Here is a 13,812-nt window from a genome sequence, read left to right on the forward strand (position 1 = left end):
GAGTCATGGTCGACTTCTTCACGGGGCTCCAGCCGCTCGAACCGGGCGAGAGCGACCCCGTCCGGCTGGCCGAGCGGGTCCGTGAGCTCGATGCGTCGGAGGCGATCGACCGGGTGCTCGTGGGGTACTCGTCGATCTGGCCGCACAACCACGCGACGGCGCCGTACATGCTGGCGATGACCGAGAAGTTCTCGCCGATCATCGCCCACCGCCCCGGGGTGATGGCCCCGACGGCCGCGGCCCGGTACTTCGCCACCCTGGACGTGCTGGCCGGCGGGCGACTGGCCATCAACGTGGTGGTCGGGGGCTCGGACAAGGATCTCCATCGCGAGGGCGACGACACCCCGAAGTCGGAGCGTTACGAGCGGGCGATCGAGTACCTCGATCTCGTCCGCCGGACCTGGACCGAACCGTCGTCGTTCGACCACGAGGGCCGCTTCTACACCGCGGAGAGCGTCAAGATCCTCACCCGGCCGGTTCAGGGCCAGGTCCCGATCTTCATGGGCGGGGAGAGCGACCCCGCGGTCGACTTCGGCGCCCGCCACGCCGACCTGTACATGCTCTGGGGCGAGCCCTTCGCCGGGACACGGGAGCGCATCGCACGGGTCCGGGCCGCCGCGGACGGCTACGCGCGGCCGATGGAGTTCTCGCTGAGCCTGCGACTGTTCCTCGGCCAGACCGAGGACGACGCGTGGGCGAAGGCCCGCGCCGTCGAGCAGCAGATCGCCGACGCCCAGGGCGGCCACGCCTTCCTCCGCTCCTCGTTCACCGACAACTCCGTCGGACGCCGGCGGGCGCTGGCGCTGACGGACGAGGAGCTCCACGACACCTGCTTCTGGACCGGGCTGACCAAGCTGCTGGGCGGGTTCGCCAACTCTCAGGCGCTCGTCGGAACCGAGGAGCAGATCCTGAACACCCTCGGCACCTACCACGACATGGGTGTCGGGACCTTCCTGGTGACCACCGGGGCGGAGGCCGGCTGGGATCCTGCTCTGGAGGACTTCCTGCTACGTGCCAAGAAGGAGCTCTGACCGTGCTCGACCTGCATTCGCTGGGTGGCGGGACCGTCGGCGGAGTGCTCGCCGACCGCGCGTCCCGAACCCCCGACAAACCGGCCCTGGTCTTCGACGACGAGCAGCTCAGCTACGCCGAGCTGGACGCGGCGTCGTCCGCGGTGGCCCGCGGCCTGCTCGGCCTCGGCCTCGCCCCCGGCACGTCCGTCGGCGTGTTCGTGCCCAATCGCACCGAGATCCTGGTCGCCTTCTTCGGGATTGCCCGGGCGGGGATGGTCGAGGTGCCGGTGAACACCGCCTACAAGGGCACCTTCCTCGACCACGCGCTCGGCCATACCGACGTGCAGGTCCTGCTCACCGAGCCCGGGCTGCTCGACCTCGTCGCCGAGCTGCCGGAGCGTCCGCACGCGCTGCACACCGTCGTCCTCCTTGCCGACGCCGTCCCGGCCGGGCTGTCGCTGCCCGGCGTCGAGATCCTCACCTGGCACGCCCTGATCGCCCGCGGCGACCCGGCCCGGGCGTTCCCCGAGGTCGGCATCGACGATCCCGTGGGGATCATGTTGACGTCCGGGACCACCGGGCGCAGCAAGGGCGCGATCTACCCGGGCCTGATGCCGGTGGTCGCCGCGCACGAGTTCGCCGTGGCCATGGAGACCACCGCCGACGAGCGGCTCTACACCTGCCTGCCGCTGTTCCACGGGGCCGCGAAGATCAACATCTCGCTGCACGCGATCGTCGCGGGCGCCACCGTCGTGCTCGGCCGCCGGTTCAGCGCGAGCCGCTTCTGGGACGAGATCCGTCGCCACGAGGTCACGCAGTTCAACGCCCTCGGCTCGGTCCTGCCCATGCTCCTCGCCCAGCCTCCGTCCGACCGCGACCGGGACCATCCCGCCCGCAAGGTCTTCGCCGCACCCGCCCCTCCCCCGGTTCTCACCGCCACCGAGGAACGCTTCGGCGTCCACGTCGTGGAGGGCTACGGCCTCACCGAGATCAAGACGATCGTGTGGAACCCGATCCGGGAGCGCAAGATCGGCTCCATGGGCGTCCCGTCCGCCACGACCCTCCTGGAGGTCCACGACGACCTGGGCTTCCCGGTCCCGCCCGGGCAGGTCGGCGAGATCGTGTACCGGCCCCGCGTCCCGCACGTCATGTTCTCCGGCTACCACCGTCAGCCCGAGGCCACCGTGGAGACCTCCCGCAACCTCTGGTGGCACACCGGTGACCTCGGCTTCACCGACTCCGACGGCTACTTCTACTTCGTCGACCGGAAGAAGGACGCCCTGCGCCGTCGCGGCGAGAACGTGTCCTCCCAGGAGGTCGAGGCCGTCCTGCTGGACCACCCCGCCGTGGCCGGGGCCGCCGCGGTCGGCGTCGCCTCCGACCTCGGAGAACAGGAGGTCATGGCCGTCGTGCAGGTCGTCGAGGGCGCCGAGCTGGACCTGAAGGACCTCTTCGCACACTGCGACCGGGCCCTGCCGCACTTCATGGTGCCCCGCTACTACCGGCTCGTGGGCCAGATGCCCGCCACCCCCACCGGCAAGATCCGCAAGGCGGTGCTGCGGGAGACCGGACTCACCGACGACTCCTGGGACGCCGAGGCTGCAGGCCTCTCCCCCACCCGACTCCGCTGACGGCAGCAAGGACAGTTGATGATTCCACCTCCTTCCGCGAGACCCGGCACGACAGGTCGGCACGATGTCCGGCTGCGTGAGATCGCGCCACGCCTCACTTTCCAGGCCCATCCGGTGCCGACCGAGCTGAAGATCGAGCTCGTGCAGCGACTCGTCCGCGCCGGCATCCGGGACTTCGAGCTGTCCTCCTTCGTGCGCCCGGATCTCGTCCCGGGCCTCGCCGACGCCGCCGAGGTGTTCGGCGCGGTGCGCGGCCCGGGACTGACGCTGGGCTGCTGTATCGGCAACGAGCGCGGCCTGCGCGCCGCTGCCGCCGCCGGCGCCGACTCCGCCACCTTCCTGCTCTCGGCAGACGAGGACTTCGCCCGTGCCAACATCGGGCGCAGCACCACCGAGTCCCTCGACGAGCTCGAGCGCCTCGCCGGTGTCGCAACCGACCTGGGCATCGCTTTGGGCACCTACGTCATCTTCGCCTGGGGCGGACCCACCGGCCCCGCCCGCGGCCCGGCGGAGCTCGAGCCGATCGCGCGGCGGCTCGTCGACATCGGCGTCACCGACTGGGTGCTCGCCGACTCCTCCGGCTACGCCGCCCCACCGCAGATCCGCGACCTGCTCGACGTCGCCGCCCACCATCTGCCGCTCGAGGCGCTGACCGTCCAGGTTCACGACAACCGGGGGCTCGGCGTGGCGAACGTCCTCGCCCTCGCCGAGCTCGGCGTCGGCACCATCGACGTCTCCCTCGCCGGGAGCGGTGGCCACCCGGCGATGCCGGGCCAGCGCGGTGGCGGGGTCTGCACCGAGGACGCCGCGCAGGCCCTCGAGCTCGCCGGCCACGACACAGGCCTCGACCTTGCCGCCCTCGTCGACACGGCCAACTGGCTGGCGGACGCCGGCGTGTCCGGCCTGGGCTTCGTCCGGCACGTCGGGCCCGTGCCCCGCTCGGCGCAGGCACCGGCCGCACTGACCTTCGCCTGGAAGAACCCGACACAGGAAAGCGAGCCAGCACAGTGACGACTCCTTCGGCCGTCGACGGCCTGCGGACGAGCGGCCAGCGCTACCTCATCTCGGTGATCGACGGCCCGAACGTCTCCAACCTCGCGCGACGGAACAAGCGGATGTACGGTCCCGACGTCTCCGCCGAGGGCCTCGGGCGATTCACCGAGGAGTGGGGCGCTCGGCTCGGCGTCGAGATCGAGCGGTTCATGTCGAACCACGAGGGCGACATCCTCGAGTACATCCACTCCTCCGGCGATCGGTCGACGGATACCTCGTCAACCCGGCCGGGCTGACCACCACCAGCCAGTCGGTGCCGTTCGCCCTCTACGACACCGGGAAGCCGGTGGTCGAGGTGCACTTCGCCAACATCAGGGCCTCGGCGGCGACCGCCCGCGGCCCGGTCTACGGCCCGGGCGAGTCCACCTTCACGCCCTTCGTGTCCGGCCAGTTCATGGGCATGCGCGAGTACAGCTACCCGGGCGCCCTGTTGTCCCTGGTGCTGGCCCTGGACGACGAGACCTTCCTCGGCGCCAAGCCGGAGTAGGGGCGCGATGAGCAAGGAGACGGCGGTCGAGGACGTCCTCGAGCGCATCCGTGCGGACCGGGGGCACCACCCCGAGGTGTTCGAGGTCGCCGCCCGCCTCGATCCGCAGGCTCTGCTGCACTTCCACGCTTCCTACCAGCACGCGATGGGGCCCGGCACGTCGCGTAGGTCGTTGAGCGCACTTCTGGCATCAGTGGCTTGATCTGCGTCAGGGGCTCCGCAAGGTCGCGGTGGGTTCGATCAGAGCGGCGCTAGAGAGTGGCTGGCGATCTCGGCCGCCGAAGACCAGCGCAGTTGGCGACGTGGAGGAGTTGGAGCGGCACGACCTACGCTTCAACCGGCCACCCCGCCACCGGGTCGGTGATACTCCGACTGGCTCCTCGAGTGGCGCCGCGCCGAGCGCATCTCGGGCTGCCGTGATCGCCGCGTGCCGCTGCTTGCGGGCTTGGCTCGTCGGGTGGAGAAGCCCGCCGAGTGGTCGGCGTCCAAGGGGCAGATGTCGTGATGGCTGCGGAGCGCAGTACCCAGGTCGCCGAATCCCGCGCTAGATGATCACCTTGCGCGGCCGACGCAGGGTTTCCGCGGGGCTTACGCCGTAACGCGCACTGTAACTCGCCGTGAATCGCCCATAGTGGTTGAAGCCCCATCGTCTCGCGACTGCAGAGGCCGTCGTGGATTCGGGTTCCGAGGCCCTCAACTCGGCGTGGATCTGGGCGAGTCGGAACTCGCGCAAATACGTCATGGGGGGCTTGCCGACGTATCGGCGGAATCCCTCTTCGAGAGCCCGCACACTCAGCCCGGCCGCAGCGGCGAGGTCGGCGACCGACACGATGTCCGCTGCTTTCTCCTCGATGAGATCGAGGGCGTTGCGGATGCTCGCGGGGGCTACTCTCCGTTCGGGTCCCGACAGCTCGTCCGAATAGTTGTGCGGCTGTCCTCGCAACAGGCCCGTCATGGCCAGGCCGGCGAGGCTGCCTGCCATGACCGGGTCGGCCATCATCCCGTCCGGCCGACCCGACTCGGATCGCAGCAGCTGCAGGGTTCGGAGGAACGAGCCCGCGCGGGGCCCGTCGAGGTCCAGTTGGATGGCGAAGCGCAGGGGAGCGGCAGGGACACGCCCGAGCAGCGAGGCGAGCATGTTCTCCAGCGCCGCGGGCTCGAAGCGAGCGGTGATCAGGCGGCAGTCCTGGCTCCAGTCCTCGAAGTACACCGATTCGTCGGGGGACACCACGACGGCGCGACCGCCCGTGGCGAGGACCGAGTCCTGCCGTTGGCCGACTCGAACATGCCCGACGCCGGCGAGCACGACCACGTAGTACCGGGGTGGCGGTGCGTAGAGCCTGACGTCGGTCCCGAGCTCGACGTAGCCGAAGTCCAGCCCAGGCATGCCGTTCGTCCACAAGCGCATCTCGAACCGGCTCGGGCGCCCCGCGATCTGCAGCTTGTTGGGCGCGTAGGCCTGAGAGATCGCCGCGCTGGCCTCGTCGACGTCGCTCGTGCGCACCAGCGTGCCTGCCGAGGGCTCTGGCTCCACCTGGGCGAGCGCGCCGCGTTCGGGTCGAATCGGCTCTGTCACCCCGCAGTCCTCCTGTGCTCGTCACGACGCCGTGCCGAACCCGGCGCCATTGGTCGGAGTCTGGGTCATCGTAAGCCCCTGGCGGGGAAGCGAAAGCCGGTTCGCGCTGCGTGTGAGCCGGTTTGCGCCGGCCGCGGACGAGAAGGCCGGTGGCGCCGCACTCTCCCACCACCGGCCTCATCGGATGTCCTGGATTCAGAGCTGTGCGACCTCGGGCATGACCTTCTCCGCGAAGTTGCGCAGGTACTGCGCGGACTGCTCGAACGTCATTCCCGATCGGTGCGCCATGAGGTGCAGCTCGGTCGGTCCCCCGTCCGCGTAGTCCGCGCGGAGCTGCGCGATCGCCTGCTCCGGGGTCTGGAACAGGTTCTCCCAGCCGGGCATGTCCTCCGGGGTCTGCGGCACCGTGTCCATCATTATCGAGCTGTAGGGGTGGAGGCCCGCCCGCTCGTAGTGGAAGGCGTGGAAGAGACCTTCGCGGTGTTCGGCCCAGGCCTTCTCGGGGTCGTCGGTGACGTAGCAGGTGCCGAAGGTGTAGATCTGGGCGTAGTCGTGGGCTCGCTGCGCCCTTTCGCATGCCGCGTGCCACGCGGCGCGCCACTGCTTCCAGGTCTCACCGCCGGTGAGGCCGAGGAAGTAGCCGCCTGGGCGCCGACGTCGAGGCCGCGTCCCGCGACGCGGTCCATGGCCTTCTCGGAGAAGGCTGCGACGACCCACACCGGCAGCGGGTCCTGCAGCGGCTTGGGGTTCAGCCAGACGTCGTCGAGCCGCCAACGTTTGCCGTGGTGGGAGAACGGCTCGGGGGAGCGCCAGGCCCGGGTCATGATGTCGAGGCCCTCGTCGAGCATGCTCGGGCGGTTGCGTGGGTTGACGCCGAACATGGGGAACTCCATGTCGAAGGTCGGGCCGACCTGCCCCAGACCGACGTCGAGGCGCCCTCCGGACACGACATCGAGCACCGCGAGCTGCTCGGCGAGCAGCACCGGGTGGTAGAAGGGGACCTGGATGATGTTGGTCCCGATCCGGATCGTGCTCGTTCGGCTCGCCGCCGTGGCCAGGGTGACGGGCAGGCCGGGGTTGTAGCCGTCCGGGTCGCCATGGTGCTCGCACAGACTGAGGGCGTGGAAGCCGAGCCGTTCGACCTCTTCCATGTGCTCGAAAGTGGCCCCGTAGAAATCGGCCCACGGGATGTGCCATCGCTGGGCCGCGGGATTACGGAAGTCGTAGAGGACACCGAACCTCATCGTCCACCTCCAGTATCACGGACTTCACGGTCCGGATGGACTCAACCCGTATCCGCACAGGTCGACCATCCGTTTCTCGCTGCTCGTCGTCCGCGAACCGCGTGAAGCTAGGAGGTTCGTCTGGAGGGGCGTCTCGAAGTGCCATTCCGGCCCCGCTCCGGCGATTCGCGGTCAACGCGAGAAGTGGACTGGCTTGAGCGAGGAGCGGATTGTCGGAGCCCCACGCCGGCTTTAGCATCGCTCCTGCCTCAAGGAGTCCGTCCTCGCAGTCACGACGCGGGACGGACCGATGTCGAAGTGGACGGAGCATCAAGTGGTCAAGTCGTGGCTCTTCGAGATCTTCAGCTACCCGTACGATCCGGACCCTGCGAAGTTCGACCCGCAGCTGTGCAAGGAGCTGTACGACTGGAAGCTGGAGTCCTGGGTCGCCGCCGAGGACCAGGGGTTCGACGGGGTCTTCTTCTCCGAGCATCATTTCACCCCGTACAGCATTAGCCCGTCACCGAACCTCCTGGTCGCGACGCTGGCGCAACGGACGACCCGGATGAACATCGGCGTGATGGCCAACATCACCGCCTTCCACAACCCGCGCCGCCTCGCCGAGGAGGGCGCGATGCTCGACCACCTCACCGGCGGACGTCTCGAGGTCGGCCTGGGGCGGGGTGTCGATGAGCCGGAGTTCATCCGCGAAGGCGTGAAGATGGAGGAGACCCGCGCCCGCTTCGAGGAATCGGTCGCTCTCATCCAGTCCGCGTGGAAGGAGCCGACCTGGTCGTTCCACGGTGAGTTCTACAACTACGACAACGTGGGTATCTGGCCCCGCCCCCTGCGCCCGGAGCTGCCGATCTGGGTCACTGCACTGAGCCCGAACACCGTGGCCTGGGCGGCCCAGAAGGGCTTCAAGTTCACCTCGGTGTTCTCCCCCACTGAGCAGATGCGCACGATCTTCGACGGCTACAAGAAGGCCGCCGCGGACGCGGGGCGCGAGGCACAGCCCAGTGACATGGGCGTGTGCCGCAACGTCTTCATCGCCGACTCCGAGCAGGAAGCCCGCGATCTCGCGGAGCCCGCCTTCAACGCGTTGTTCGCCGCGTTCAAGGAGGCCGCGGTGTTCCACGACCTGGACAACGTGCCCGCGGGCTACGAGCACTACCAGTCCTTCTTCCGCCCGTTCGCCGGGGACGACGTCTCCTTCGAGGCCCTGGTCGGGATCGGCGCGATCTGCGTCGGGACGCCGCAGACCGTCCGCGACCAGATCGTCGACCAGATGGAGACCATCGGCTGCGGGAACTTCCTCAACTGGGGCTCGTTCGGGAACCTCACCAAGGAGCAGACGATGCGCTCCTACCAGCTCTTCGGCGAGCACGTGGCGCCCGCGCTGCGTTCCCTGAACGTCTGACCATGGAGTCCGAGCTCGCCCTCTGCTGCATGTCGCACTCGCCGCTGCTGCACACCGCCGATCCGGGCGAGTCGGTGGCGCGCGCGGTGGCGGATGCCTTGCGGGAGGCCCGGGCGTTCACCGACGCTTTCGACCCCGAGCTGGTCGTGGTCTTCGGACCCGACCATTATCAGGGCTTCCGGTACGAGCTGATGCCGCCGTTCTGCGTCGGCACTGCGGCGACGGCGATCGGGGACTACGGCACGAGCGCCGGGGACCTCGAGGTGCCCCAGGCGCTTGCGGACGACCTGATCGCCCACCTGCTGAACGCCGACCTCGACGTGGCGATGTCGGAGAAGATGGTCGTGGACCACGGTATCTCCCAGCCCCTGGAGATCCTGTTCGGCTCGAGCGGTGCACGGCCCGTCATCCCGGTCTTCCTGAACTCGGTCGCCGAGCCGCTCGGACCGCTGCGGCGGGTCCGGCGACTCGGGGAGGCCGTGGGCGAGTGGGCGAGTCGGCTCGACCGGCGGGTCCTGTTCGTCGGCTCGGGTGGCTTGTCGCACGACGTGCCGATCCCACGGTTGCGCGAGGCCACCCCGGAGGCGGCCGCCTACCTGGTGGACAAGCGCCGTACCCCGGCCGAACAGCAGGCCCGCGAGGAGCTGATCTATCAGGCCGGCCAGTCGTTCGCGCGCGGCGAGTCGCCGCTCATGGACCTGAACCCGGACCTGGACCGCGCGCTCCTCACGCTGTTCTCGAAGGGCGACCTCACGTCGTTCGACACCTTCGGCGTCGAGTGGCTCGGCGAGCAGGGCGGCAGCTCCATCCACGAGGTCCGGTCCTGGATCGCGGCCCACGCAGCGTTGCAGACCGCCGGGCCCTACCGGACCGAGTCGTCGTTCTACCGGCCGATACCGGAGTGGATCATCGGCTTCGCGGTCACCACCGCACGGACGCGGGGAGAGGGATCGACATGATCGAGAAGGAACTGCTCGTACAGACCGCGGACGGGCCGATGGCCGTCGCGGTACGCCATCCCGACGGCGAGGGCCCCCATCCGGTGGTCGTCGTCTTCCACGACGGACCGGGGCTGCGAAAGGACGTCTACGACGTCGCCGCGAAGGTGGCCGAGGCCGGCTACTACGCGGTCCTGCCCGACCTCTACCACCGAATCGGACCGAAGATCTCCTTCGACCTGGCCGGGATCGGCAAGGGCCCGGGCTCCCCGGAGTTCGAGCGCCTGATGACCGCAGTGGGCTCCCTGGACGACGACGCGGTGCTGGCCGACGTGGCCGCCCTGCTCGACGCCGTCGCCGAGGACCCGGTGGCAGGCTCCGGAGTCAAGGGCGCCATGGGATTCTGCGTGGGCGCGCGGCTCACCTTCCGGCTGCTCGCCGCCCGGCCCGACGAGTTCGTCGCCGGCGCGACGATGCACCCGTCGTTCTGCGTGACGGAGGAGCCGGACTCGCCCCACCTGAGTGTCGGTTCGCTGGGCGCCGAGTTGTTCGTGGCGTTCGGCGCCGCGGACACGCTCGCCTCGCTCGAGGTGAACAAGCCGCTGCGCGACGAGCTGGCCCGCGCGAACGCGACCGTCGAGATCTACGACGGCGCCGACCACGGCTTCATGTTCCCGGGCCTCCCCACCTACCACGAGCATGGCGCGACGGTGTCCTGGCAGCGGATCCGCGACCTGTTCGGGAGGGCCCTGACGTTCGAGAGGGCGCAGGGGTGAGGACGGACGAGGTGACCACCGGCCCGGACGTCACCCACCTGGCGACGGCGGGCGCGGAGCACGGGCCGCCCGTGCTGTTCCTGCACGGCACCGGCCCGGGCGCGACCGGAGCGCTGAGCTTCGCGCCGGTCCTGCCCGCGCTCGACGGGTTCCGCTGCCTCGTCCCCGACCTCGTCGGGTTCGGGCGAAGCGGACACCCGCAGGACGTGCCCGCCGGGCCGGGCCCGTGGTTCGACCGACGGATCGACGCCGTGCTCGCGCTGCTGGACGCGCTCGGGCTGGACCGCGTGCACCTGGTCGGGCATTCCTACGGCGCCCGGGTGGCACTGGAGCTGATCCTCCGCGCCCCTACGCGCGTCGACCGTGTCGTGCTGCTGGCCGCCGGGGGAACCCCGGTCAAGGCCAACCTGACGACGTTGACCGACTTCTACGGGGCCCCGGACGAGGCGGGCATGCGCACCCTTGTCGACGCGCAGCTGTCCCGGGCGGTCCCCGGGATCGAGCGGTACGTCACGGAGCGGCTTGCCACCGCCGTGCGTCCGGAGGTCCAGCGGTCCTTCCAGGCGGCAATGAGCGGCGGTGCCCCCATGCCGACCTACGACGAGACGGTGCTCCCCGCCGTCTCGCACCCGGTCCTGGCGGTGCACGGCAAGGACGACGCGACGATCTCCGCCGACGCATCGCTCTTCCTCGCCGAGCACCTGCGGCAATGCGACCTGCACCTGTTCGCAGGCTGCGGGCACCTCCTGCAGTACGAGGTCCCGACGCAGCTCGGCTCCCTGATCCACGACTTCCTGGCGGTGTCATGAGTTCTGCGCGAGTGCCGGTCGCGATCGTCGGGCCGGGGAACGTCGGTACGGACCTCCTGGCGAAGCTCGCCGACAGCCCCGTGCTGGACGTCCGGTACGTGATCGGGGTGGTGGAGTCCGACGGCCCGGCCCGAGAGCGGGGATCGCAGCCAGCGCCAAGGGCGTGGACTGGCTGCTCCGCAGGACCCGCCTTCCCGCGTGCCCGGCATCTCGTGGTTGCCGACGAGTTGTCCTGGCCCGAGGCACTGCACACCGCGGCACCCCGGGCGGGCCGGAGCCGACCTCGCGCACCTACGCCGACAGCATGCTCTCGGTCGCCGAGGCGAGGCTGCTCGAGACCGTGACTGTTCCGCACACCATCGTCCCCGGTATCGCCCTCTGCCCCCTGCCCGATCACGACAGGCCACCTCGTCGTCGATCTCGAGTCAGAAGGCGTCGCAGCGACCATGAGCCGAGACGTCCTGCACCATCCCCTCCGGTTCAACGACTTCGAGCTGGCCCGATCCGGCGACGCCGATCCGCGGCGCGCCGCCCGCAGCGGCGTGAGCTGTGCATGGACCTCGCCCGCAGCGGGGCGTACTCCTGCCCGCCCACTTCGCGCTGGGCCGGATTCGCCGAACGCAAACGGACTTCGCCTACTCGCCCGGCGCTCCTGTCGAGCCGGCTGATGGCATGTCGAGCTCGTCGCCCCCGAGTTCCCCCGCGTTCCACTGAGCGAGTCGCCCTGATGACCGCCTCGAACCCAGGATGTGACAGTCCCACTATGCAGCAGCAGAGGATCCCGGTGGCCATCGTCGGCCCGGGGAACATCGGCACCGATCTGCTGGCGAAGTTGGCCACCAGTCCGGTGCTCGACGTCCGCTACGTCGTGGGCGTCGTGGAGTCCGAGGGCCTGGCCCGCGCCCGGGCGCGCGGTATTGCGGCCAGCGCGGAGGGGGTGGACTGGCTCCTGCGCCAGGACCCGCTCCCGCAGATCGTGTTCGAGGCGACCTCGGCCAAGGCGCACGCCGCCCACGCCCCCCGCTATGCGGAGGCGGGCATCCAGGCCGTCGACCTCACCCCCGCGCACCTGGGTCCGATGGTCTCGCCCGCGGTCAACGGCGCCGAGCACCTCGCCTCACCCAACGTCTCGATGATCACCTGCGGGGGTCAGGCGACGATCCCGATCGTGCGCGCGGTCTCCCGGGTCACCCCGGTGCCCTACGCCGAGATCGTCGCCTCGATCGCGTCGCGCTCGGCCGGGGCGGGCACCCGGGCGAACATTGACGAGTTCACCCACACCACCGGCCAGGCCGTCGCCGAGGTCGGCGGCGCCGCCCGCGGTAAGGCGATCATCATTCTCAATCCGGTCGAGCCGCCGATGATCATGCGGGACACCGTGTTCTGCATGATCGGTGCCGACGCCGACCGCCCCGCGATCACCGCGTCGATCCACGAGATGGTCGACGCGGTGCAGGAGTACGTGCCCGGCTACACCCTGCGCGCCGAGCCGCAGTTCGACGAGCCCACCGAGGCCTGGGACGGGCACGCACGCGTCGCGGTGTTCCTCGAGGTCAAGGGCAACGGCGACCACCTGCCCCCGTACGCCGGCAACCTCGACATCATGACCGCCGCGGCCGCCCGGATCGGCGAGCTGATGGCCCGCGCCCAGCTGGAGGCCGCCGCATGACCCGCCCCGCCCCGTCCCGTCCCGCGCTGCGCGACGACGTGCGCATCGTCGACACCACCCTGCGCGACGGCAGCCACGCCATGGCGCACCGGTTCACCGAGTCCCAGGTCCGCGCCACCGTCCGCGCGCTCGACGCCGCCGGAATCGAGTGGATCGAGGTCAGCCACGGCGACGGCGTCGGCGGCTCGTCGTTCAACTACGGCTTCTCCGGCACCGACGAGATGCGGCTGATCGCCGCCGCCCGCGACGAGGCCCGCCAGGCCGGGATCGCGGTGCTGCTGGTGCCGGGCATCGGCACCGTCGACGACCTCAGGCGCGCCCACGACGCCGGCGCGGAGATGGTCCGCGTGGCCACCCACTGCACCGAGGCCGACGTCTCCCCGCAGCACTTCGCCGCCGCCCGCGAGCTGGGCATGCAGACCTGCGGGTTCCTGATGATGGCGCACAAGACCAGCCCCGCGGACCTGGCGAAGCAGGCCCGGATCATGGTCGACGCCGGCTGCCAGGCCCCGTACGTCACCGACTCGGCCGGCGCGCTGCTCATGCACGAGGCCCGGGCCCGGTTCGAGGCCTTGGTCGCCGAGGTCGGCGACGACGCCTGGGTGGGCTACCACGGCCACCAGAACCTCAGCTTCGGCGTCGCCAACTCCGTGGTCGCCCAGGAGGTCGGCGTCCGCTACCTCGACGGCTCGCTGTGCGCGCTCGGCGCCGGCGCGGGCAACTCCCCCACCGAGGTCCTCGCGGCGGTCTTCGACCGCCTCGGTGTGCGGACCGGACTCGACGTCGGACGGCTGCTCGACGCCGCCGAGGAGATCGTCCGCCCGTACCTGACCCGGTGGCCGAAGATGGACCGCAACGCCATCGTCCAGGGCTGGGCCGGGGTCTACTCCTCGTTCCTGCTGCACGCCGAGCGGGCCGCCGAGCGCTACGAGGTGCCCGCCCACGACATCCTCCGCCGCTGCGGTGAGCTCGGCTACGTCGGCGGCCAGGAGGACATGATGATCGACGTCGCCATCGCACTGGCCCAGGAGCTGACCGCATGACCGACCGCACGATCGACGCCGTAGCCAAGGCCCGCGCGCTCTACGACGCCCGACGCACCCGCACCCCGATCCCCCCGTTCACCGACACCGAGCCCGACCTCGGCATGGCCGACGGCTACGCCATCCAGCAGGAACTGGTCGCGCTGCTGCTCGCCGACGGCGACCGGATCGTCG

Annotated in this window: 13 protein-coding genes and 1 pseudogene; 11 read left to right on the forward strand and 3 right to left on the reverse strand. The window is 70.3% G+C overall.

Annotated features, from left to right (window positions below):
• Positions 1-5 precede the first annotated feature (5 nt).
• From ABD990_RS29340 to ABD990_RS29360, 5 genes and pseudogenes are all read left to right on the forward strand, one after another.
• Positions 6-1,031 (forward strand): LLM class flavin-dependent oxidoreductase, encoded by a 1,026-nt coding sequence (locus tag ABD990_RS29340; RefSeq protein WP_345384019.1) that lies wholly within the window; start codon positions 6-8, stop codon positions 1,029-1,031.
• Positions 1,032-1,033: 2 nt separating this feature from the next.
• Positions 1,034-2,644 (forward strand): AMP-binding protein, encoded by a 1,611-nt coding sequence (locus tag ABD990_RS29345; protein WP_345384020.1) that lies wholly within the window; start codon positions 1,034-1,036, stop codon positions 2,642-2,644.
• Positions 2,645-2,758: 114 nt separating this feature from the next.
• The gene (locus ABD990_RS29350) at positions 2,759-3,655 is read left to right on the forward strand and encodes a beta/alpha barrel domain-containing protein (RefSeq protein WP_345384021.1); all 897 of its coding nucleotides are present in this window, start codon (positions 2,759-2,761) and stop codon (positions 3,653-3,655) included.
• 104 nt (positions 3,656-3,759) lie between these two features.
• Positions 3,760-4,184: pseudogene (locus ABD990_RS29355) on the forward strand (type II 3-dehydroquinate dehydratase).
• Positions 4,185-4,191: 7 nt separating this feature from the next.
• The gene (locus ABD990_RS29360) at positions 4,192-4,386 is read left to right on the forward strand and encodes a hypothetical protein (protein WP_345384022.1); all 195 of its coding nucleotides are present in this window, start codon (positions 4,192-4,194) and stop codon (positions 4,384-4,386) included.
• A gap of 342 nt (positions 4,387-4,728) precedes the next feature.
• Here ABD990_RS29360 and ABD990_RS29365 read toward each other — a convergent pair whose 3' ends face one another.
• The 3 genes from ABD990_RS29365 to ABD990_RS29375 all read right to left on the reverse strand — a co-directional run bounded on the left by ABD990_RS29365 (position 4,729) and on the right by ABD990_RS29375 (position 7,004).
• Complete coding sequence (locus ABD990_RS29365; RefSeq protein ID WP_345384023.1) at positions 4,729-5,760, reverse strand: AraC family transcriptional regulator; 1,032 nt, start codon at positions 5,758-5,760, stop codon at positions 4,729-4,731.
• Between the two features lie 195 nt (positions 5,761-5,955).
• Positions 5,956-6,177, reverse strand: a complete 222-nt coding sequence (locus ABD990_RS29370; protein WP_345384024.1) for a hypothetical protein — start codon at positions 6,175-6,177, stop codon at positions 5,956-5,958.
• Complete coding sequence (locus ABD990_RS29375) at positions 6,177-7,004, reverse strand: LLM class flavin-dependent oxidoreductase (protein WP_345384025.1); 828 nt, start codon at positions 7,002-7,004, stop codon at positions 6,177-6,179. Before ABD990_RS29375 ends, ABD990_RS29370 begins: the two co-directional genes overlap by 1 nt.
• Before the next feature lie 289 nt (positions 7,005-7,293).
• On the opposite strand from ABD990_RS29375, the gene ABD990_RS29380 reads away from it, so the two are divergent.
• From ABD990_RS29380 to dmpG, 6 genes are all read left to right on the forward strand, one after another.
• Entirely contained in the window at positions 7,294-8,403 is a 1,110-nt protein-coding gene (locus tag ABD990_RS29380) for an LLM class flavin-dependent oxidoreductase (RefSeq protein ID WP_345384026.1), read from the forward strand.
• A gap of 2 nt (positions 8,404-8,405) precedes the next feature.
• Positions 8,406-9,362, forward strand: coding sequence for a 3-carboxyethylcatechol 2,3-dioxygenase (locus ABD990_RS29385; RefSeq protein WP_345384027.1), 957 nt, complete (start codon positions 8,406-8,408; stop codon positions 9,360-9,362).
• Positions 9,359-10,117: a dienelactone hydrolase family protein gene (locus tag ABD990_RS29390; protein WP_345384028.1), complete on the forward strand. Its 759-nt coding sequence runs from the start codon at positions 9,359-9,361 to the stop codon at positions 10,115-10,117. The genes ABD990_RS29385 and ABD990_RS29390 overlap by 4 nt, the downstream gene beginning before the upstream one ends.
• An 11-nt stretch (positions 10,118-10,128) precedes the next feature.
• Entirely contained in the window at positions 10,129-10,926 is a 798-nt protein-coding gene (locus tag ABD990_RS29395; RefSeq protein WP_345384029.1) for an alpha/beta fold hydrolase, read from the forward strand.
• A gap of 763 nt (positions 10,927-11,689) precedes the next feature.
• A complete protein-coding gene (locus tag ABD990_RS29400) occupies positions 11,690-12,595 on the forward strand; it encodes an acetaldehyde dehydrogenase (acetylating) (RefSeq protein ID WP_345384030.1) in 906 nt (301 codons plus the stop codon).
• A complete protein-coding gene (gene dmpG, locus ABD990_RS29405) occupies positions 12,592-13,638 on the forward strand; it encodes a 4-hydroxy-2-oxovalerate aldolase (RefSeq protein ID WP_345384031.1) in 1,047 nt (348 codons plus the stop codon). Before ABD990_RS29400 ends, dmpG begins: the two co-directional genes overlap by 4 nt.
• Positions 13,639-13,812 lie beyond the last annotated feature (174 nt).

The sequence above is a fragment of the Pseudonocardia yuanmonensis genome (assembly GCF_039542425.1).
In the GTDB taxonomy this organism is placed as follows: domain Bacteria; phylum Actinomycetota; class Actinomycetes; order Mycobacteriales; family Pseudonocardiaceae; genus Pseudonocardia; species Pseudonocardia yuanmonensis.